The 22,494-nt window shown below is 34.2% G+C and carries 21 protein-coding genes; 14 read left to right on the top strand and 7 right to left on the bottom strand.

The genetic code is table 11. The annotated features are described in order from the left end of the window. Window positions 1–64 precede the first annotated feature (64 nt). Window positions 65–1,165, top strand: a complete 1,101-nt coding sequence (locus tag LBU54_RS07435; RefSeq protein ID WP_224527923.1) for a fatty acid desaturase family protein — start codon at window positions 65–67, stop codon at window positions 1,163–1,165. A gap of 18 nt (window positions 1,166–1,183) precedes the next feature. Continuing rightward, window positions 1,184–2,368 carry a pyridoxal phosphate-dependent aminotransferase gene (locus tag LBU54_RS07440; RefSeq protein WP_224527924.1) on the top strand — a complete coding sequence of 395 codons (1,185 nt, stop codon included), beginning with the start codon at window positions 1,184–1,186 and terminating at the stop codon, window positions 2,366–2,368. A gap of 85 nt (window positions 2,369–2,453) precedes the next feature. Here the strand turns inward: LBU54_RS07440 and LBU54_RS07445 are convergent, their stop codons facing one another. From LBU54_RS07445 to trkA, 3 genes are all read right to left on the bottom strand, one after another. After that, entirely contained in the window at window positions 2,454–2,702 is a 249-nt protein-coding gene (locus tag LBU54_RS07445) for a hypothetical protein (RefSeq protein WP_224527925.1), read from the bottom strand. A gap of 160 nt (window positions 2,703–2,862) precedes the next feature. After that, window positions 2,863–4,365, bottom strand: a complete 1,503-nt coding sequence (locus LBU54_RS07450) for a TrkH family potassium uptake protein (RefSeq protein ID WP_224527926.1) — start codon at window positions 4,363–4,365, stop codon at window positions 2,863–2,865. A 2-nt stretch (window positions 4,366–4,367) separates the two neighbouring features. After that, the gene (gene trkA, locus LBU54_RS07455) at window positions 4,368–5,717 is read right to left on the bottom strand and encodes a Trk system potassium transporter TrkA (protein ID WP_224527927.1); all 1,350 of its coding nucleotides are present in this window, start codon (window positions 5,715–5,717) and stop codon (window positions 4,368–4,370) included. A 131-nt stretch (window positions 5,718–5,848) separates the two neighbouring features. On the opposite strand from trkA, the gene ubiE reads away from it, so the two are divergent. Next, the gene (ubiE, locus tag LBU54_RS07460) at window positions 5,849–6,580 is read left to right on the top strand and encodes a bifunctional demethylmenaquinone methyltransferase/2-methoxy-6-polyprenyl-1,4-benzoquinol methylase UbiE (RefSeq protein ID WP_224527928.1); all 732 of its coding nucleotides are present in this window, start codon (window positions 5,849–5,851) and stop codon (window positions 6,578–6,580) included. 1 nt (window position 6,581) lies between these two features. Then, a complete protein-coding gene (gene porT / locus LBU54_RS07465; protein WP_224527929.1) occupies window positions 6,582–7,298 on the top strand; it encodes a type IX secretion/gliding motility protein PorT/SprT in 717 nt (238 codons plus the stop codon). Here the strand turns inward: porT and LBU54_RS07470 are convergent. Continuing rightward, entirely contained in the window at window positions 7,285–8,019 is a 735-nt protein-coding gene (locus LBU54_RS07470; RefSeq protein ID WP_224527930.1) for a TrmH family RNA methyltransferase, read from the bottom strand. The genes porT and LBU54_RS07470 overlap by 14 nt on opposite strands. Before the next feature lie 99 nt (window positions 8,020–8,118). Here LBU54_RS07470 and tamL point away from each other — a divergent pair, with 99 nt between their 5' ends. The 4 genes from tamL (at window position 8,119) to LBU54_RS07490 (ending at window position 14,095) form a co-directional block, all read left to right on the top strand. Next, complete coding sequence (tamL, locus tag LBU54_RS07475) at window positions 8,119–10,722, top strand: translocation and assembly module lipoprotein TamL (protein WP_224527931.1); 2,604 nt, start codon at window positions 8,119–8,121, stop codon at window positions 10,720–10,722. A 118-nt stretch (window positions 10,723–10,840) separates the two neighbouring features. After that, window positions 10,841–11,908: a class II fructose-bisphosphate aldolase gene (gene fbaA, locus LBU54_RS07480; protein WP_224527932.1), complete on the top strand. Its 1,068-nt coding sequence runs from the start codon at window positions 10,841–10,843 to the stop codon at window positions 11,906–11,908. A gap of 212 nt (window positions 11,909–12,120) precedes the next feature. Then, window positions 12,121–12,978, top strand: coding sequence for an acetyl-CoA carboxylase, carboxyltransferase subunit beta (gene accD, locus LBU54_RS07485; protein WP_224527934.1), 858 nt, complete (start codon window positions 12,121–12,123; stop codon window positions 12,976–12,978). 82 nt (window positions 12,979–13,060) lie between these two features. Continuing rightward, entirely contained in the window at window positions 13,061–14,095 is a 1,035-nt protein-coding gene (locus tag LBU54_RS07490; protein WP_224527936.1) for a T9SS type A sorting domain-containing protein, read from the top strand. 55 nt (window positions 14,096–14,150) lie between these two features. Here LBU54_RS07490 and LBU54_RS07495 read toward each other — a convergent pair whose 3' ends face one another. Together LBU54_RS07495 and LBU54_RS07500 are read right to left on the bottom strand one after the other, a co-directional pair. Continuing rightward, a complete protein-coding gene (locus tag LBU54_RS07495; protein ID WP_224527937.1) occupies window positions 14,151–14,996 on the bottom strand; it encodes a hypothetical protein in 846 nt (281 codons plus the stop codon). A gap of 71 nt (window positions 14,997–15,067) precedes the next feature. Beyond that, on the bottom strand, window positions 15,068–16,174 hold the full coding sequence (locus LBU54_RS07500; protein ID WP_224527938.1) for a sensor histidine kinase: 1,107 nt from the start codon (window positions 16,172–16,174) through the stop codon (window positions 15,068–15,070). Window positions 16,175–16,357: 183 nt separating this feature from the next. Here LBU54_RS07500 and rpsO point away from each other — a divergent pair, with 183 nt between their 5' ends. Both rpsO and LBU54_RS07510 read left to right on the top strand, forming a co-directional pair. After that, the gene (rpsO, locus tag LBU54_RS07505) at window positions 16,358–16,627 is read left to right on the top strand and encodes a 30S ribosomal protein S15 (protein WP_224527939.1); all 270 of its coding nucleotides are present in this window, start codon (window positions 16,358–16,360) and stop codon (window positions 16,625–16,627) included. Window positions 16,628–16,837: 210 nt separating this feature from the next. Further along, a complete protein-coding gene (locus LBU54_RS07510; protein WP_224527940.1) occupies window positions 16,838–19,069 on the top strand; it encodes a polyribonucleotide nucleotidyltransferase in 2,232 nt (743 codons plus the stop codon). A 67-nt stretch (window positions 19,070–19,136) separates the two neighbouring features. Here LBU54_RS07510 and LBU54_RS07515 read toward each other — a convergent pair whose 3' ends face one another. Next, window positions 19,137–19,664 (bottom strand): hypothetical protein, encoded by a 528-nt coding sequence (locus tag LBU54_RS07515; RefSeq protein WP_224527941.1) that lies wholly within the window; start codon window positions 19,662–19,664, stop codon window positions 19,137–19,139. A 194-nt stretch (window positions 19,665–19,858) separates the two neighbouring features. On the opposite strand from LBU54_RS07515, the gene LBU54_RS07520 reads away from it, so the two are divergent. The 4 genes from LBU54_RS07520 (at window position 19,859) to rpe (ending at window position 22,479) form a co-directional block, all read left to right on the top strand. Next, window positions 19,859–20,233 (top strand): hypothetical protein, encoded by a 375-nt coding sequence (locus tag LBU54_RS07520; RefSeq protein ID WP_224527942.1) that lies wholly within the window; start codon window positions 19,859–19,861, stop codon window positions 20,231–20,233. Window positions 20,234–20,396: 163 nt separating this feature from the next. Continuing rightward, window positions 20,397–21,260, top strand: a complete 864-nt coding sequence (locus LBU54_RS07525; RefSeq protein WP_114300575.1) for a sigma-70 family RNA polymerase sigma factor — start codon at window positions 20,397–20,399, stop codon at window positions 21,258–21,260. A 74-nt stretch (window positions 21,261–21,334) separates the two neighbouring features. Then, window positions 21,335–21,820: a BLUF domain-containing protein gene (locus LBU54_RS07530; RefSeq protein WP_224527943.1), complete on the top strand. Its 486-nt coding sequence runs from the start codon at window positions 21,335–21,337 to the stop codon at window positions 21,818–21,820. After that, entirely contained in the window at window positions 21,817–22,479 is a 663-nt protein-coding gene (rpe, locus tag LBU54_RS07535) for a ribulose-phosphate 3-epimerase (protein ID WP_224527945.1), read from the top strand. The genes LBU54_RS07530 and rpe overlap by 4 nt, the downstream gene beginning before the upstream one ends. Window positions 22,480–22,494 lie beyond the last annotated feature (15 nt).

Raw genomic sequence — 22,494 nt, forward strand, 5'->3', positions numbered from 1 at the left:
AATTATCTTTGGCCCTTTACAATGTAGAAGAGCCCTCTGCGTTATAATAAAAATAGAAGATTTTATGGCACAACAGACTCTATCTTTTTCTAGAACAGATTCAGCAAAATTCTTTAGAACCCTAAACAAACGCGTCAATAATTATTTTAAAGAAAATAATATAAAGCGAACAGGAAATTGGCAACTTTGGGTGAAAACCATAGTAATGTTTGCAATTTTCCTAACGCCTTATTTTTTACTCTTAACATTGGATATTCCAACTTGGGCACAGCTTCTGCTCACTGTAGTAATGGGTATAGGTATGGCAGGTGTAGGTATGAATGTTATGCATGACGGTAATCATGGCTCATTTTCTAATAAAGAATGGATTAATCGATTAATGGGAAGTAGTATTTACATCCTTGCTGGTAACGTGTACAATTGGAAGGTACAACATAATGTGTTGCACCACACTTATACAAACATCCACGGTCATGATGAAGATTTGGAAGCCGGTCGGATATTGCGCTTTTCAAAGCATACCAAATGGAGAAAGCATCATAAATTTCAGCACTATTATTCTATCTTTTTATATGGTTTACTGACAATTAATTGGGCCATAACCACTGATTTTCAACAAATGTACCGTTACATGAAGCGAAAATTGTCTTATGGAAAATTTCCAAATCCAGTGGCCAATTGGAGTAAGCTAGTTGTTTCGAAACTAATTTATATAAGTATGTGGATAGTTATTCCAATAGCGGTTACTGATTTAGCTTGGTATGAAGTTTTAGTAGGCTTCCTTATAATGCATTACGTAGCAGGACTTATTTTAAGTGTGGTATTTCAATTAGCTCATGTAATGGATGAAGCTGAGATGCCACTTCCAGAAAAAGATGGTACAATGAAAAACACATGGGCCATTCACCAGTTAAAAACAACCGTAAATTTTGGTGCCAAGAATTGGTTAATTAATTGGTATACTGGTGGATTAAATCATCAGGTAGAACATCATATCTTTCCGCATATAAGCCATATTCACTACGGTAAAATTGCCAAAATAGTAAAGGATACTGCAAAAGAATTTAATTTACCCTACAAAGAATATAAAACTACAAGAAAAGCAATCGCAGCACATTTCAAGTTCTTAAAGGAAATGGGTATGCAACCTGCAATGCAAGCATAATTCTATTACAACACTAACATGAACCAACTTTCGGATAGAATTAATAATCTATCGACATCAGCAACCCTTGCAATGGCTGCAAAGGCACGAGAACTAAGAGCAGAGGGAAAAGATATAATTGGACTGAGTTTGGGCGAGCCTGATTTTAATACACCTGATTTTATTAAAGAAGCAGCGATTGAAGCTATAAACCAGAATTATAATAGTTATACTCCTGTTGATGGATATGTTGAATTAAAGGATGCTATTATTACAAAATTTAAACGGGATAACAATTTAGTTTACAACCATAAGCAAATTGTCGTTTCTACAGGAGCTAAGCAATCTTTATCAAATGTTGCGGCAGTATTACTTAATGAAGGGGATGAAGTGATCTTACCATGCCCATATTGGGTGAGCTATTCTGATATAGTAAAGCTTAACGGAGGTGTTCCAGTGGAAGTCAACACTTCTATTGAAAATGATTTTAAAATGACGGCCCAACAACTTGAAAATGCCATAACACCCAAAACTAAAATGTTATGGTATAGCTCACCTTGCAACCCTAGTGGTTCGGTATACAGTAAAGAAGAATTGAGGTCTCTCGCTGATGTTTTACAAAGGCATCCGAACGTATTTGTGGTTTCCGATGAAATATATGAGCACATTAATTTTAAAGGCGAACACTTTAGTATGGCAAGTTTTGAAGATATGTATGATAGGACAATAACCGTCAATGGCGTATCAAAGGCTTTTGCCATGACTGGTTGGAGAATTGGCTATATTGGTGCACCAGAATGGATTGCAAGAGCTTGCAATAAAATGCAGGGCCAAGTTACTAGCGGTGCCAATTGTATTGCACAACGTGCTGTAATAACAGCATTAAATGCCGATCCATCTAGAATTTCTTATATGGTGGACAAGTTTAAAGAAAGACGCAAGTTAATTTTGGGTTTGCTTCATGAAATTGATGGTTTTAAAACCAACGAACCAGAAGGTGCGTTTTACGTATTTCCGGATATTTCCTCTTATTTTGGAAAGACAATTAGAGGGAAAAAAATAAATAATGCTACTGATATGTCTATGTATCTACTACAAGAAGCACTAGTAGCTACTGTTACAGGAGAGGCATTTGGTAGTCCCAATTGCATTAGAATTTCTTATGCTGCTTCAGAAGAAAACATTAAAGAAGCAATTAAACGTATAAAAAAAGCGTTAAGCTAGTATATAGTTTCATCAATCGCCTTTTTAAATGAGGAAAGCCATAACATTAAATTATGTCATGGCTTTTTTTATGTGTTATTAAGTTTTAAAATATAGCTATGAGTACTAAGGCAAATACTGAAATCTTCAATATTACCTCTGCATGATTTACCACATTAAACTGTGATGCTCTTAGTCGTTGCCTGATTCCAAAAATTGATTTTGAGTTTGATTTTCTAAAGTTGTTTTTAACTAAAGATTTGTAGTTAGAATTAAGTATGCCATGAGTTGTAAAATGAGGCACCTCAATGGGCTCTGGAACACTTTCTAATTCTTTATGTAATACTAATTCCATGATTTATTTTTTAATTGGTTACATAGATATGACGGATAAACTAAAAAAATGTTACATCCAGTATCTCAACTATAGCCTAGCTTAGAGACATAAACATCGAAAACATCAGTAAAAATATAGTCTAGAAAAAAATCAAGTATTTTAAAAAATGTTTGGATTTCTATCGGTTTCTCCAGAAAAATGGTGTCAATAAAATTAGAATTGTGAAGAGTTCTAAACGGCCCAAAAGCATTAAAAATGATGCCCACCATTTTCCTAAAGGAGGTAATCCTGAGTAATTATTTACTGGTCCAAAATCACCAAGTGCAGGTCCAACATTTCCTAAACTTGAAGCAGAAAGACCAATAGCAGACTCAAAATCTAGTTGGAACATTGAGAATATTCCTGCGCCAATAATAAATGAGAGCATATACAAAATGAAAAAACCAAGTATATTAAATACAATATCACCTGAAATTGATTTCTTATTATAACGAACAGGCAAAATAGCATTGGGATGTAAAGCACGTCTAAATTCAAGGAACCCATTTTTTATAAGAATTAAATGTCTCACTACTTTTACACCTCCAGCAGTACTACCTGCTGAACCACCGAGAAACATTAATCCAAAGAAAAATACAGTCAGAAATGGTGTCCACATTGTATAATCGGCCGTTACAAATCCTGTCGTTGTCACAACAGCCAATACTTGAAAAAGGGCATGTCGTATTGCGCTTTCTTCTTCTCCCAAAACCATTGGGTGCATTACTGAAGATTGGGAGACATCTGCTCTAAAATAAATTAACAATGCCGCCACAAGGGTAAAGACTAAAACAAATCTAAAGTAAAGTTTAAATTCATCGTCCTTTGCAATTTTAGAAACTTTACCTTTAAACAAATAATAGCTAAGGACAAAATTCGTTCCTGCTAAAAACATAAAGAACATAATGATATACTGTATGGCAGGATTATCATTCCAATGTGCAATGCTTTCGTTCTTTGTAGAAAATCCTCCAGTTGAAAGTGTACTTAATGCATGATTTATCGCATCAAAGAAAGACATACCTGCTATTTGAAGTAAAATAGTTTCAGCAGCAGTGTATCCTACATAAATTAGCCATAAGCGTTTAGCTGTATCTGTTATTCTGGGATGTAATTTATCACCACCTGGACCAGGCGCTTCTGCTGCAAAGAGCTGCATACCTCCAACACCAAGTAAAGGTAAGATGGCTATAGCCAATACTATTATACCCATACCGCCAATCCAGTGTGTTGTGCTTCGCCAAAACAAAACCCCTTCTGGTAAAATTTCTATATCATTTAATATACTCGCTCCTGTAGTAGTATAACCGGACATGGTTTCGAAAAAAGCATCGGTAAATGTTGGTATAGCTTCTGTTACTAAATACGGTAAAGTTCCTGTTAGCGACATAACAATCCAACCAAAGGCAACCACAATGTAACCTTCTCGTTTATTCATTTCCTTACGGTGATTTCTAGTACCAACCATTGCAAATGAACCAATAAGTAAAGTAACTAGTCCTGCTAACAATAGCTGAAAGGTCACACCGTCTTGATAAATAAGGCTTATCAATGTGGCAATCATCATGAAACCACCATTAAAAAGCAACAATAGCCCCAAAAAGTGAAAAATGATTTTATAATTTAAATGCAGTCGCGACATAATTAAGAGAAAAACGCTTCGACCTCAGAAATTGAGCGTGGCAAACAACAAACAACTACCCTGTCTCCGGCTTCAATAGTAAAGCTTCCAAGTGGAATTAATCCTTCTTCATTTCGTATTATGCCACCAAATATAGCTGATCTTGGAAAATCTAGATCTTTAATCTTCTTGTTGGTTATTTTAGATTCTGGTTTAACAACAAATTCGAGGAGCTCGGCGTTCATATTAGTCAACTTAGTCATTGCCACTACCTCTCCTTTTCTGATAAATCTAAAAATATTATTTGCCGCAAGTAGCTTTTTGTTTATTAAGGTATCTATCCCTATAGATTGCGATAATTGGTAATAATCCATGTTCTCTACAAGAGCGATTGTTTTTTTAACACCTTTGGATTTTGCAAGCAAACATGACATAATATTTGTTTCGGAATTTCCGGTAACAGCTATAAATGCATCCATCTCAGAAATACTTTCTTCTTGTAAAATTTCAACATTTCTACCATCGCCATAAATTACCAGTGCATTTGGCAAAAGGTCTGCTAAATCTTCTGCCACAGTTTTTTTATTTTCTATTAGTTTAACATTGAATTTACTTGCACAAAGATCTCTCGCTGTTTTAAAACCAATTTTACTCCCGCCGAGAATCATCACATTTTTAATACCAACCTTTACTTTTCCCGATAATTGAAATAATTCATCATCACCCCCTTTTGAAGTCATAAATACAACATTATCGCCTTCTTTAAATTGGGTATCGCCTCTAGGAATAATGGTGTATTGGGTACCAAAACGTTGAATGGCAATAGGTATAAAATGAAGTTCCGAGTAAAACTCTGCCGCTTCTTTTACGGTTTTACCAACAAAATTTGCAGTTCTTGACAACCTTAAACTAAGCATGGTTAGTGCACCACCTTCAAATTCATAAGAATCATTAAACCCATATTGATCTAACAGCAATTGAATCTCAGCAGCGGCTAAAGACTCTGGTGAGATAAGTTCGTCAATACCAAATTTTGAAAATCCAATTGTATCCTTATCATCAATAAATTCTGTATTAGATATCCTTGCAATTGTACGTTGCGCACCAAGTTGTTTAGCTAAAACACTCGCTGTAATATTAGTGGTTTCTGAAGAAGTAACTGCAATAAATAGAGCCGTATTTTCAATACGTGCCTCCCTTAATATTGAAATAGAAGTCGCATCACCTTTAATAGTTCTTATATCTAAATGCTCCCCCGCATAAGCCAGGCAATCTTTTCTCGTATCAATTAATGTTATCTCTTGCGACTCGTAGGACAATAATTTTGCTAAATGAAATCCTACCTCTCCAGCACCTGCGATAATTATTTTCATCTAATTTGTTTCAAATAGGCGTACAAATATACATATTATTTAACGCGAGTATCGCTTTTGGAAAATGAGATAATAACAATTTCAAATTATTGATAACCCCATTATTAACGTATATTTGCAAAAAATTTTGCATGGCCAAAAAAGTTAAACCATATAAAGATAGTGAGGCTTCAAAGAAAGCGCAAGTAACACAAATGTTTGACACCATTTCTAAGGAATATGATGGTCTCAATCGTATAATATCTTTTGGCATTGATGTAAAGTGGCGCGACAAGGTCGTTAATCTGGTTGCTGAAACCAATCCCGATAATATTCTTGACATTGCAACTGGTACTGGTGATTTAGCCATTAGCTTAACCAGGACTAGTGCTAAAGAAATTATTGGCCTAGATATTAGCGATGGTATGTTAGAAGTTGGTAGAAAAAAAATTGCAACTAAAAAACTGGATAGCACCATATCAATGGTTATTGGAGATTCTGAGGATTTGCCATTTGACGACAATACCTTTGATGCCGTTACCGTGGCCTTTGGAATAAGAAATTTCGAAAATTTGGAAAAAGGTCTTTCCGAAATCTTGAGAGTGTTAAAACCAAATGGCGTATTTGTAATATTAGAAACATCTGTACCAACAAATCCTGTTTATAAATTTGGCTACAATACTTATTCGAGATATATTTTGCCTACCATAGGAAAATTGTTTTCTAAGGACAGAGTGGCATATAGATATTTAAGTGAATCTGCATCCGTTTTCCCATATGGTGAGAAATTAAACAATATTTTGAGGAAAATTGGGTTTATTAATGTCATGGATAGACCACAAACTATGGGTGTGGCAACAATTTACACTTCATCCAAAGCATAGTATGAAGCGATTTTTTTTCATTTTAGGATTAATAATTATTAGCCAAAACGTTAATGCACAACTTTTTACAAAGGAAAAAGTAGCAAATAACATCAATAACATTGACCAAAAGTTACTTACTTGGGGATATTTTCTAGGCTTTAATCAATATGACTTTAAGTTTGAGTACAATCAAGACCTTGAAGATATTTTGGTTGATAAATCTTTTGGTTTTCATCTTGGTCTAATCGGTGATTTGAGAATAAATGACTATATGAACCTAAGATTGGAGCCAGGTGTTTTTTTTACAACCAGAAACTTACAATATGACGAAAGTTATTTTGATGGCCAAACGTTCTCTGATGCCGATTTATTAAGAGAGGTAAAATCTACATACGTGCATTTACCATTATTGCTTAAAATTTCTACCAAGCGCATAAATAATTTTAAACCATTTATAATAGGTGGTTTCTCAACGGCATTAAACCTTTCTAGCAATCAGGATAATCCAGACGACAATAGTGCTGGGCAATTTAGAATGAAAAAGGGAACTTACTTTTATGAAATTGGTTTTGGTATAGACTTATATCTTCTATATTTTAAATTTACCCCTTCAATTCGAGGTATATTTTCTTTTAACGATGAAATTGTTAGGGATTCAGATCCCAATAGTCCTTGGACCGGAAATGTAGCTTCGATGCAGACCAGAGGAATTTTTATCAATTTTACATTTCAATAGAGCGACGTTTGAGTTCGCTCAAAATAATTGCCGCAGCATTGGCAACATTTAAACTTTCTGTTGCCTTCAGTTTTCCAAACTTAGGAATTCCAATCTTTGCGTCAACAATAGCTTCAACCTCTGGCGATATACCGTTGGCCTCATTACCAAGAACTATCAAGACATTATTTGAAATGTTTGATGTGTAAACATTATTACCTTCCATGAATGTTCCTATAACTTGAAGATTTGATTTTTTAATAAATTCTAACAAATCATGGTAATATATTTTAACGCGAGCTAAAGAACCCATTGAAGCCTGAACAACCTTAGGATTAAAACAATCTACTGTATTGGTACTACAAATTAGCTGTTCTATACCAAACCAATCACAAAGTCTAATTATAGTTCCAAGATTTCCAGGATCTCTAATATCGTCAAGTAAGATAGACGTAGTATTAAAATTCGGGTTGGTATTAATTGGAATTTTGAATAAAGCTAATACGGTATTCGGATTTTTTAAAGAAGATATACGTTTTAGTTCGTTGAATGATATAATTGTCATTTCATCTTCTAGGACCTCAAAATTAGATTGTGTAGAATACAATTGTACGAGTTCGAAATCTGAAGTTAAAAATTCTTTGACTCCTTTAATACCTTCAACTATAAATAGTCCTTCTTGATTTCTGTATTTTTTTTGGCTTAAACTTTTAATTAACTTTATTTGATGCTTTGTAACCATTAAAATGTCTTTACATTTGTTAGGAAAAGTACAAAGTAAACCTTTTTTGGACTAATTTTTGAACAACAAAACTCATATCTAAATTAACGTAGAGAACTATTGAGACGAGCAAATAACCTTGCTTACCAGAAAATTAAAATTGAAGCTATATTTAAAACTATAGTCTTATTTTTTGTTTTGTTAGTTTTTAGTTCGTGTAGCATAGTTAAACGTGTAAAGGCGGGTGAACATCTCATTACCGAAAACACAATTCTTGAAGACGGAAAGAAAAATAAAAAAGAACGTGTTAACAATATAGTAATTCAAAAGGTTAACTCTGGTATGGACGGAATAATAACATTTCCGTTTAAAGTAAGGGCACCGTTAAAACTTCAAATTTATAATCTTGCTAGACCCAACATTGATTCTATAATTGATGCAAAAATTCTAAGCAAGCCTAAAAAAGTTAAAAGAAAAACCAATCTGTTATCAAAGAAACAATTCGATAGATACATACAATCAAAACGGGATTTTAATAGCTGGCTTAAACGCACAGGTGAGGCTCCTGTAATTTTTGACGAAGCTAAAACTGAAAAAACGGCAAGTAACTTGAATAAATATTTTGCCAAGCGAGGGTGGTTTAATAATACCGTTGACTATGAAGTAGACAAAGACAGCAATAAGACTGCTAAAGTTACATACAAAGTAGTTAAGAACAGACCATACCTAATAGACTCCATAAAACCTTTAATTAGCACCCCTGCAATTGATGCTCTATACAGTAATCTTAGCAAGGATTCTTTTTTGAAAAAAGGTGAACAATTTGATGAAGACAATTATGAACGCGAACGCGAACGGATCACAACCTATATAAGAAACTCTGGCTTCTTTTATTTTGGACAAGATTATGTCAGAATGGTAATAGACACCATTGGAACAAACCACAAAGTCAACACTGAATTAATTATAACAGACCGAACAATCCGAGGAGGTGATTCCACAATTATTAGGCCATTTAAAAAATATACCATTAAGGAAATAAACATATTCACAGATGAAAATTTTGACAACCGATTTATGGCTATTTCTGATACTACAAAATATAAAGATTATACACTATACAGTAAGAACAAATTAAAATTTAGACCTAAGGCATTAACCGATGCTGTATTTATTCAGAAGGGCGATACATATAGTGATTTGGCAAGAAGCAGAACCTCTAGATATTTAAACGATCTTCAAATGTTTAGGTATCCCAGTATTGATTATGTCGAAAATGAAGAAGACACAACATTAACTGCAAATATCTATTTAGAACCTCGAAAAAAATATTCATTAAGTTTTGATCCTGAGATCAATCAAAGTAATATTCAAACAATAGGATTTTCCTTCAGTACAGGATTAAAAATTAGAAATATATTTAGAGGAGCAGAAACATTGGAAGTTACAGGAATAGCTGCTATTGGTGCTTCAAAGGACAGATCTGACGATACTTCAGCATTTTTTGATATTAATGAGTTTGGTGGAAATATACGTTTAACATTACCAAGATTATTTACACCATTCAATACAGATAAGATTATACCAAAGTACATGTCCCCAAACACAATAATAAACTTATCTGCTACGAGTCAACAAAATATTGGTTTAGATAAACAAACCCTTGCCGGAATTTTGGGATATAACTGGTCTCCAAAAAGTACGGTGACTAATACATTAGAATTATTTAATGTTCAGTTTGTAAAAAACCTTAATACCAGTAATTATTTTGGTGTGTATAGCAACTCTTTCAACAGACTTGATAATATAGCTAGAGATATTGATTATATAAATCAAAATGAGAGCTTAGAGAATCCTGCCAATAATTTTGATCCTGCCGATGTATTTATTAATGATGTGCTAGATGGTAATACGGTTTTAAATCAAAACGACGAGGATTTTATTATAGTAAACAACATAGACGAACGAAAACAACGTCTCACAGAGAACAACCTTATTTTTTCATCGAGTTTTGACTATAAAAAAGACAAACGTCAAAATATTTTTGATAATGATTTTTCAATTTTTAAATGGCGCATTGAGTTAGCAGGAAATTTGCTCTCCAATGTCTCAGAGCTAATTGGTGCTCCAAAAAATGATAATGGCAATTATGAGGTTTTTGGTGTTGCTTTTTCACAATATTTTAAAACCGAAATTGACTATATAAAATACATCGATTTTGGTCGCAATGCCACTTTCGCATTTAGGAGTTATGCCGGTATAGCAATACCATACGGTAATTCTAACAGTATACCATTTGCTGAAAGTTTCTTTGGAGGCGGGCCGAATGACAATAGGGCTTGGACTGCATATAATTTAGGACCTGGCAGCTCAAATACAACTAACGAGTTTAACGAAGCAAACTTCAAAATTCATTTAAGTGCAGAACAACGTTTCAGTCTGTTTGGTGATTTAAGAGGTGCAATATTTGTTGATATTGGGAATATTTGGAACGTGCTGGATAATGTAACAGATGAAGATGCCACTTTCACTGGATTTGATTCCTTAAGAGATATTGCCATAGGCTCTGGATTTGGTTTAAGATATGATTTTGACTTCTTTGTGCTGAGATTCGATGTTGGTTTTAAAACTTATGATCCTGCTCAAGAATTAGAAAATAGATGGTTTAGAAACTACAATTTTAAGAATGCAGTTTATAACATAGGTATAAATTACCCCTTCTGATTTAAGTTAAAACCTCCGACATCGTTTTCACGTTTTATTCCCTTATTATCAGCAAAATCTAATGTCATAATTTTCAAAATTGTGTATTTTTGATAACTATTAATTCAATCATAATAAAATGAGTCACAATATTAAACCTGGCGTTGCCACCGGAAGAGAAGTTCAGGAAATTTTCAAATTAGCAAAACAAAAAGGTTTCGCCCTACCAGCTGTAAATGTAATTGGTTCAAACTCCATAAACGGTGTTTTAGAAACTGCAAAGGTGCTTAATGCACCTGTTATTATTCAGTTTTCAAATGGAGGAGCACAATTTAATGCTGGAAAAGGTTTAGGGAACGACGGTCAAAAAAGTGCCATTGCTGGTGCCATTGCTGGTGCAAAACATGTTCACCATATGGCCGAAGCATATGGAGTGCCAGTAATTTTGCATACAGACCACTGTGCCAAAAAATTACTACCATGGATAGATGGATTGTTGGATGCTAGCGAACAGCATTATAAAGAAACAGGGAAACCATTGTATAGCTCACATATGATTGACTTGTCAGAGGAGCCTATTGAAGAAAACATAGAAATATGTAAGAAATACCTTGAACGTATGAGTAAAATGGGTATGACTTTAGAAATTGAGCTGGGTATTACAGGTGGTGAGGAAGATGGTGTTGATAACACAGACGTAGATGACTCAAAATTATACACTCAACCAGAAGAAGTAGCTTATGCCTATGAAGAATTGAGTAAAGTTAGTGACCAATTTACCGTTGCGGCTGCATTTGGAAATGTACACGGTGTCTACAAACCTGGAAACGTAAAACTCACTCCTAAAATCTTAAAAAATTCACAGGAATATATTACTAAAAAGTACGGTGTTGGCCATAATCATATAGATTTTGTTTTTCATGGTGGCTCTGGTTCTACAGTGGAAGAAATTAGAGAGGCAATTGGATACGGTGTCATAAAAATGAATATTGATACAGATATGCAATGGGCGTTTTTAAGTGGTGTAAGAGACTATATTGAAGAAAAAACTCATTATCTACAGACACAAATAGGCAATCCAGATGGTGATGATGTACCAAATAAAAAATACTACGATCCGCGTGTTTGGTTGCGTAAAGGAGAACAAGCTTTTGTAGAACGACTCAAGAAAGCATTTGAGGACCTCAATAATGTAAACACTTTATAATTTACATATCTGTTTTCAAAAACCCATTGTATTTTGTTTACTTAGATATACAATGGGTTTTTTGATTGACTTTTTTATGTTAACACACATTTTTTTGCCATTAACAATAATATGGTAATTTTGTATGTACGTTTTTTGTGAATATTACTAACTAACTAATATCTTAGATTAGTGATTTAAAATCACTGATTTCAACCTCAACGCATTAATATATGGCTTGGTTTAAAAGAAAAGACAAAGGAATACAAACCTCTACAGAACAAAAAAAAGATACTCCTAAAGGACTTTGGTACAAATCTCCAACAGGAAAAATTATAGATACTAAAGAACTAGAGCAAAATTTTTATGTAAGCCCAGAAGATGGCTACCATGTAAGAATTGGCAGCCAGGAATATTTTGAAATTCTTTTTGACGACAATAAATTCAAAGAATTAGATGCCAATTTAACATCGAAAGACCCACTGAAATTTGTGGATACAAAAAAATACCCTGAACGATTAAAAGCGGCGCAGGCCAAAACAAAACTTAAGGACGCTGTGAGAACTGCTGTCGGCAAATCTATGGGGCAGGATTTAGTCATTGCCTGCATGGACTTTGGCTTTATTGGAGGTTCAATGGGTAGCGTCGTGGGAGAAAAAATTGCAAGAGCAGCAGACTACGCACTTAAAAAGAAAATCCCATTTATGATTATCAGTAAATCTGGTGGTGCACGTATGATGGAAGCGGCCTATTCCCTAATGCAACTTGCAAAAACGTCTGCAAAATTAGCACAACTGGCGGAAGCTAAAATTCCGTATATCTCATTGTGTACTGACCCAACAACCGGTGGTACAACTGCTTCTTTTGCAATGTTAGGAGATATAAACATTGCAGAACCAGGAGCTCTAATAGGTTTTGCTGGACCACGTGTGGTAAGGGATACAACAGGTCAAGAATTGCCAGAAGGTTTTCAGACTTCTGAGTTTTTACTAGAGCATGGTTTCTTGGATTTTATTTCCCACAGAAAAGATTTAAAACGAAAAATAAACCTTTACATAGATTTAATAAAGAATCAACCCTTAAGAAATTAATTAGAAGACCTCATCTGAGGTCTTTTTTTTGTTGAATATTTTCCATTAACTTCGTAACTAGCAATTAATCAACCCAATAAACATGAAACAAAAACTACACTTTATTTTTTTTATTTCCCCTTTTTTAGTTTTTACGCAATCTCCTATTAATCAATTTGTAAATAACATTGAAACGGAATATGCAATTGTAAGTTCGTCAATTCCCTTAGACGAGAGCGCCACAGGCTCTGATTTAGTATGGAATTTCACGACACTTTCGCAAATAGGAACCAACACAGATACAAATGCTGCACCAACACCTGTTGAACTTAGTTTTTATCCTAACACAACTGAAGTATTAACTATTACTACAGATGGGATGCCTCCAATTGACAGTAAGATTTTTATAAGAAACAACTCTGGTGAAATATCATTAACTGGTGCAGAACAAGGTAGTGACTTGACATTGACATTTAGTAATAATGCAACATTAGGTACATTTCCTCTAAGTTTTAGTTTTTCGAATTCTGATGCAACAAGTGGCGAATTTACAGGAAACGCTAATGGAAGTAATGTTGCTGGAACATTCTCTGGGGTTTTTGATACGGATGTTGATGCCTTTGGAACTTTAAATCTAAATGATTTTGGGTTAGGTGCCTATAGTGGTGGTGTAACCAGACTTAAAACAGACTTAAGTATTTCTTTAGTTGTAGCAGGTATTTTTAATATTGGCACTGTAGACCAAACCAATTATTACTACTATGATAATACCAATGGAAGTTTGGTTTTTAGAACATCAACAAATATTATTGATATTGACTTTTTAGGCAATGTTGTTAACGAGACCGTTATTCTCTATGAAGCTTTGGACCAAAGTGTTTTAGGTATTGACGAATTTAACGTAGATAAAAATACAATAAGATTATATCCAAATCCTACTTCGGAGATTTTGCATTTTGAGTTAGATAATAGTACAGAATTAGAAAAAATAACAATTTTTAAATTGAATGGGCAACAGATTGATTTTAAGCCAAACAGATTGAACACAATAGACGTATCAGTTCTGGAATCAGGTCTATACTTTGTTCAATTTTACACCAAATCAAAAATATACACCAAAAAGTTTTTCAAAAAGTAAAATAAAAAAGAGCTACAGGAATTGTAGCTCTCTTTTTACCTAAATAAATATACCTCTAATTCAGGGTAATTTCAATTTCTACGCCATTATTAAACGTAAAGGTTGCTTGATTATCGCAATCACCTTCACCATAATCAAATATACCTCCAAAGTTTGTACGTTGCACATCAAAGGAACCGCTCACAAAATACGCACATATAACTTCTCTGCGCAATGGGATAATAACCTCGTAGGTGTGTGTATTTCCATTTACAAAGGTTGCCGTCCAATTCCCTGTAATTTCAAATACATTATCACTAAATACTCCAGTACCAAATCCTTCTACCCATTCTCTAACTCTCGTTCCTTCTCGTGTGGCTTGCACACCATTAGGCCAAATAACGGTTATATCTAGAGTGTGCGTAAACTGTGGGTTACCATTTTCATTAGATAATTCCTTTAATATAGAACGGCTTCCTATGACGTTCTTATTATCGAAATAAAAATCTACTAAATTATAGTTAATGGCAATTTGTTGGGCTTCAGGATCTCTGGTGTAATCAAAAATTATCTGACCCTTTAAAACATGACCGTTAACAAGACAGCCTTCGCTTCCAAAATCTAGTGTGACTTGTCTATAACCCTGCTGAGCAACTAGTGTAATTGTAACACATTCTGGGATACTACCTGTGTAATTTCCTCTTCCGGTTTCACTAACCTCTTGTTCTTCATAAGCATCTATAATCAGATCACCTAAAATGTTGTCAATTTGATCGATTTCTGCAGATTGTTGTACTTCCGTTGTATCCTCCACCACATTAATCGAGTTTTCAACATCTTCATTTTTACTACAGGAGGTAAAGATTAAACCTAATACCACAAGGCTTAAAACCCCTTTTTTGATTTCTCGTAAATTTTTCATGATTACTTTTTTATTGTTAATATAGTGTTAAGACCGCAACAAATAAAAAAGGTTTAATGGAAAATTAAAAATTATGCTTTTTGAAAGTATATAAAGAACTCCGTTCCTTCGCCAACTTTGCTTTTTACTTCAACTTTACCACCCATAGATTCTATATGGTTTTTAGTAATAAATAGTCCTATTCCAATGGAGTCTTCATTGTTATGAAAGGTTCTGTACATCTGAAAAATCTTATTGCCAAATTTTTCCATGTCTATACCCAATCCATTATCCTTAATGGTTAGTACTGCATAATTATCAAGAATATACGAACTTAGTTCTACAATTGGTGTACGCTCTAGTGATCTATATTTTATTGCATTGGTCAAAAAGTTTAGAATAATACTTTCTAAATAAGCTGGAACCGCTTTTACTTCCAATGCTTCATCAATCTCATTATAGATAATTGCACCTGCATTTTGTGCCATCGCAATAATACTATACATAGCGGTTTGTACATAATTGTACAAATTGAGGGATTCCATTTCTGTTTCATCAGTCTTTTTAATTCTGGCAACTTCGGTTAAGTGAGCTACTGTTTCTTCTAGACTATGAATAGCATTTTTCAACAGTTTAAAATTTTCATTACCCTTGATGTCTTCTAATTCATCTTCTAAAAAACCAGAAATTGCAGAAAGATTTCCAGAATGTGATCTCAAATTATGTGTAACTATGCGTGCAAAAGATGTGAGTCTTTCATTTTGTTCTTTTGCAACGCTTAGCATGGCTCTAAGCTTTTCCTTATTTTTTTCTTGTTTTGTTATGTCATTAAACTGCCATATCATATGTGGCCTGCCTGCCTTAAAATAGACCAAAGACACATAGATTAAAACCCAAATTAATGATCCATCCTTATGAAAATAGCGTTGTTTTACTTTGTATTTGTCAATTTCACCTAGTATTAGTTTTTCATACTTTTCTTCATGGACACCTAAGTCCTCAATAAAAACGATATTATCTATATCTAGATTAAACAATTCGGATCTTGAATAACCAAATAAATGACAGACACTATCATTTACTTTAAGCCAATGTCCCGACAAACTAACTAAGGCGATACCATTGTATGTATTATTAAAAATGCGTTCTAAGAAGTCGTTGCTTGCTTCGAAACTTTTTTGAAGTTGTGGTGCTTTCATCCAATGAATAAAAAAGGATTAATATTGAAAGCGCTATTCAGTTATTATGGGGAGAGATAATTAAGTAATTAATTATCAACTTAAAAGTTACGAAAAAATCCACAAATCACAAAAAAACATTATATTTGCGCCCTGAAAGAAAATCTTTCACAGTACATAACAATCATTTACAATAATATTAGAATGTATTTAACAAAAGAAAAAAAAGAAGAAATCTTCACTAAGTACGGTAAAGGAAAAAATGATACCGGATCAGCAGAAGGACAAATTGCGTTATTTACGCACAGAATTAATCACCTAACGGAGCATTTAAAAAATAATCGTAAAGATTATAACACGGAGCGCTCGTTGGTTAAATTAGTAGGTAAAAGAAGAGCACTACTTGATTACCTAACCAAAAAAGATATCTTAAGGTATCGTGCAATAGTAAAAGAACTAGGCTTAAGAAAATAATCATAAAAAAAGTCCACGCATTAGCGTGGCTTTTTTATTTTTACCATAATACTCAATCGAAAGAGTCTAAAAATCGAATTGAAGAAGCTACTTATAGTTTTTCATTGGTCACAACAATTACTACACACAACAACACAACGACCATTGTTTAACGAGGACAAGGCTAATTAAAACAGCTTTTGTTCCCATTATTATTAAGAATTAAATTTTATGATTCCACAAACTTACAAGGAGGTCATTGACCTAGGTGACGGTAGGGAAATTTCTATCGAAACCGGAAAACTAGCAAAACAAGCGCACGGAAGCGTTGTTGTACAATCGGGAAATTGTATGTTATTATGTACAGTTGTTTCCAATTACCATCAAGCAGATGTAGATTTTTTACCTTTAACGGTAGATTACAGAGAAAAATTTGCTGCAGCAGGTCGTTATCCTGGCGGTTTCTTTAAAAGAGAAGCTAGACCAAGTGACGGTGAAGTATTAACAATGCGTTTGGTTGATCGCGTATTGCGCCCATTATTCCCAAAGGACTATCATGCAGAAACTCAGGTAATGATTCAATTAATGTCTCATGATGCTGATGTTATGCCAGACGCTATGGCAGGCTTGGCCGCTTCAGCAGCTATACAGCTATCAGATATTCCATTTGAAACTGCAATTTCGGAGGTTAGAGTAGGCCGTATAAATGGTGAATTTATCATAAACCCAACACAATCGCAATTATTGGAGTCTGACATAGATATGATGATTGGTGCATCTGCTGATTCTGTTATGATGGTAGAAGGCGAAATGGATGAAATTTCTGAAGAAGAAATGGTTGAAGCCATCAAAGTAGCGCACGATGCCATTAAAAAGCAATGCGAAGCACAGCTAAAGTTAGCTGAAGCTTTCGGCAAAAAAGAAACGCGTGAGTATGAACCAGAAATTGAGAATGAAGACTTAGAAAAGAAGATCCATGAGATGGTTTATGACAAAACTTATGCCATCGCAAAGGCCGGTTCTTCCAAACATGAAAGAGGTGCTGCCTTTAGTGAAATAAAAGAAGCCGTATTTGAATCATTTTCAGAGGAAGAGCAAGACGAACTAGGTAAACTTATTCATAAATATGTTGCTAAGGCACAGAAAGAAGCTATCAGAAATTTAACCCTTAATGAGGGCTTACGCTTAGATGGACGCAAGACAGATGAAATTAGGCCAATATGGTGTGAAATAGATTACCTACCCTCAACACATGGTTCAGCAATTTTTACAAGAGGGGAAACACAAGCACTAGCCACAGTAACTTTAGGTACCAGTAGAGAAGCTAATGTTATAGATATGCCTTCTTTTGAGGGTGAAGAACGGTTCTACTTGCATTATAATTTCCCTCCATTTTCCACAGGTGAGGCAAGACCAATTAGAGGTACCTCAAGACGAGAAGTCGGTCATGGTAATTTAGCGCAACGTGCTTTAAAAGGTATGGTTCCCGACGATTGTCCTTACACAGTACGTGTGGTTTCTGAAGTATTGGAATCTAATGGTTCTTCTTCTATGGCAACCGTTTGCTCTGGTACAATGGCCTTGATGGATGCAGGTGTTCAATTAAAGAAACCTGTTTCTGGAATAGCGATGGGACTTATTTCAGATGGTGACCGCTATGCAGTGTTATCTGATATTTTGGGTGATGAAGACCACCTAGGTGATATGGATTTTAAAGTAACTGGTACCGCAGATGGTATTACAGCTACTCAAATGGATATTAAAATAAAGGGACTTTCTTATGAAATCTTAGTAAAAGCTCTGATGCAGGCAAGAGATGGCCGTTTACATATTTTAGAAAAATTAACAGATACCATTGCAGAGCCAAATGCAGACGTTAAACCTCATGCACCAAAAATGGTAACTAAGATTATTCCTGGAGAATACATAGGTGCTGTTATTGGATCTGGAGGTAAAGTAATTCAAGAGTTGCAAAAAGAAACAAATACTACTATAGTAATTAATGAGGATCCTGTAACGGAAGAAGGAATTGTAGAAATTTTGGGTACAGATCAAGAAGGTATCGACAAGGTTATTGCGACCATTGAAGCTTTGATGTTCAAGCCAGAAGTTGGTAGCATTTACGAAGTAAAGGTTATTAAGATGTTAGACTTTGGTGCTGTTGTAGAATATACAGAAGCGCCTGGTAATGAAGTTTTACTGCACGTAAGTGAACTAGCATGGGAACGCACGGAAAACGTATCCGATGTTGTTAACATGGGAGACGTATTTGACGTTAAGTATTTTGGTATAGATCCTAAAACACGAAAAGAAAAAGTTTCACGAAAGGCAATATTACCAAAACCAGAAGGATGGCAACCACGACCAAAACGAGATAACAATAATAATCGCGGAAGGGACAACAGAGGCCGCAACAATCGCAGGGACGATCGCAGGCCAAGAGACAATAAGAGAGATGAATAGATTTTTCTAAAACAATAAAACCGCTTCAAAACTGAAGCGGTTTTTATTTATAAATAGTGTTACGTGGTTATAGTACGTCTGCAGTTATGTCTAATTCAATGGTAACTACAATTGTGAAAGTCATAGCTTCTTCACAAGTTGAAGTTCCTGAAAGACCAAGAGAAACATTGTTTCCGCTTTTAAGTTTAGACGCAATAGAATTTAATAAGGATACATCTGAAACTTCAAAAATAGTTCCGGCATCAACCTCACTCTTTACAACCATGTTATTATGGCTAACCAAAGTAACACCATCTGCTTCAAAATTACCTGTAACCGTACCATTGACATCACCTGTAAAATTAACCAACTGGTAAGTGAAAGAGGTAATTCTAACATTCTGCAATAAATCCATATAGTCTTGAGTATCACTGTTGACCATATTAATTAGCATTGTTTCATTTAATACCAAATCCTCCCCAGCTGGAATAGTTACCATCAAGTCATCACTTAGAGTTGTATCAAAATCAATTTCAGTAAGTTCATCTAGCTCATCGCAAGATATAAATCCTAGTGCGAGTATTACTACTACGGCAAATCTCATAAAAGTTTTCATGACAAAATATTTTAGTATGTTATTAATAGCAATCCTAAATGTAAGTATCAGAATACAAACGAACACTGATAATTATCATTTATTTCAAATAAAAATACCAAAATAGGTCTAACCAAATATCAAAACATTGGATTGAAATCAATGATTAAAAGCCTAACTTGACATTTCCCTTATAAATGCTTATATTCTCTGCTATGATTACACAAGATAAAAGCAAATACGAAGAAGAATTAAATCAATCAATTACCTATCTCGAAAACCTGGGATACTCAAACATTAAAGCAGATATCGAAGGTTATGAAACACCTAAGTCTTACTTAAAAAAGGGAAGTAAAATTGCCGTAACACCTGATATCGTCGCTGAAAAGGAAGGCAGAAAACACATTTTTGATTTAAGCTTAAAGTCTCAGAAGCCAAGATTATTAAAATCGAAATGGTTGTTTTTAAATACGCTAAGTCAAATTAAATCCTACAGGTTTAGAATAATTACAAAAAAAGGGCACTATAAATTTACTAATGAGACTATTGGCGATATTAACTTAGATACTGTGAAACTTATTAAAATTTAAGCTATTTTCTATTACCTGAAACCCTGTCTTTAAGTGACCAAGCAACCATTAATTGTGTCTCATAATTAAATAATTTATAAATTTTGTAACATTTTGTGAAGTTATTACGTATAATATAAAGCAACCTATTGTTGTGAACAAATTGCACAAATCAGAAAACTAAATGAGACAACTTAAGATTACTAAACAGGTTACCAATAGGGAAACCGCTTCATTAGACAAATATTTACAAGAAATTGGTAAGGTAGATCTTATTACTGCAGACGAAGAAGTAGAATTGGCACAGCGCATTAAAGCTGGAGATCAAATTGCTTTGGAAAAATTGACAAAGGCTAACCTTCGATTTGTAGTATCGGTAGCAAAACAATACCAAAACCAAGGTTTAACATTACCAGATTTAATTAATGAAGGTAATTTAGGTCTTATTAAAGCAGCGCAACGTTTTGATGAAACCCGTGGTTTTAAATTTATATCTTACGCTGTTTGGTGGATTAGACAATCCATTTTGCAGGCGCTGGCAGAGCAGTCTCGTATTGTGCGATTGCCTCTTAATAAAATTGGTTCTATCAACAAGATAAATAAGACGTTTGCATTTTTAGAGCAAAGTCATGAACGTCCGCCTTCTGCAGAGGAAATCGCAAAAGAACTGGATATGACTATTAATGATGTTAAGGAATCTATGAAAAATTCTGGGCGTCATGTATCAATGGATGCCCCTTTGGTAGAGGGTGAAGACTCTAATTTATACGATGTATTGAGAAGTGGAGAATCACCAAATCCTGATAAGGAATTATTACATGAATCCTTGAGAACTGAGATTGAGCGTGCACTTGAAACCTTAACACCAAGAGAAGCCGATGTAATTCGTTTATATTTTGGTTTAGGAAATCAGCACCCAATGACGCTTGAGGAAATTGGAGAAACTTTTGATTTAACTCGTGAACGTGTTAGACAGATAAAAGAAAAAGCAATTAGAAGATTAAAACATACTTCGAGAAGTAAAATATTAAAGACGTATTTAGGTTAGTATTTTGTATCTTTAACGACCAACCTAATAAAGGTAACAACAGTTACAAAACATAACTGTTCGTTTTTTGATTGATGAAAGAACCCACGGCTGATTACCGTGGGTTCACTTTTTTTATTAATTTAGAATTCCCTAGTCATAGAATAGATATGAAAGCCATTTGCTACATAAGTAACTTTGCTAGAGATTTAAATAAGCATCAAATATCTGAACTAATTGAAACTGTCAATTGTAATAATATTAGAGAAAATATTACGGGCATTTTAATAATTAGAAATAAGCAGTTTTTTCAGATTCTAGAAGGTGAGAATCGAGTTATTAATCAGATGTATAAAAAAATACGTTCAGACAAACGGCATTCTACAATTATAAAACTTTTGGACATAACTATTGACGGCAGAATATTCAGCGATTACAATAGTGGTAAATTTGAAGTTTTTCAAAAATATGCCAACCTGAAAAAACTATATTTGTACTTCAATTGGATAAAAGAGGCAGAATATCTGCCAGCCGATGGAATTATTAAATTAACCACAAATTTTCTAAAACAAAGCAAATGAGCAAATGCCTTATTGCACCGTCAATGTTAGCCGCAGATTTTGGCAACCTACAACGTGACACCGAAATGGTAAACCAAAGTGAAGCGGATTGGTTTCACATTGATGTAATGGACGGCCATTTTGTACCGAATATTTCTTATGGAATGCCAGTAATTCAGGCCATAAAGAAACATGCTACCAAACCACTTGACGTTCATTTAATGATAGAAAAACCAGAACGTTATATCGAAGAATTTGCCAAGGTAGGTGCAGATATTATTACAGTTCATTACGAATCTACCGTTCATTTACATAGAACCTTAAGACAGATAAAGGATGCTGGTTGTAAGGCTGGAATCGTTCTCAATATTACAACTCCTGTATCGGTTTTAGAAGATATATTGCCAGAATGTTACATGATACTTCTTATGTCTATTAATCCTGGTTTTGGTGGTCAAAAATTTGAAGATGTAACCTATAACCGAATTCGGAAACTTAGAAATATGATTGACCGACAAGGTTTGAATACACGCATAGAAATTGATGGTGGTGTTACCGATAAGAATATCGAAAAACTTGTGGAAGCAGGTGCAGATACGTTTGTGGCTGGAAGTCATGTTTTTAAGAGCGAAAATCCTACAGCGACAATCAAACGATTAAAATCCTTATCTAACGCATAAAAAAAGCGCCAATGG

It is taken from the genome of Winogradskyella alexanderae, from assembly GCF_020166335.1.
GTDB lineage: Bacteria > Bacteroidota > Bacteroidia > Flavobacteriales > Flavobacteriaceae > Winogradskyella > Winogradskyella alexanderae.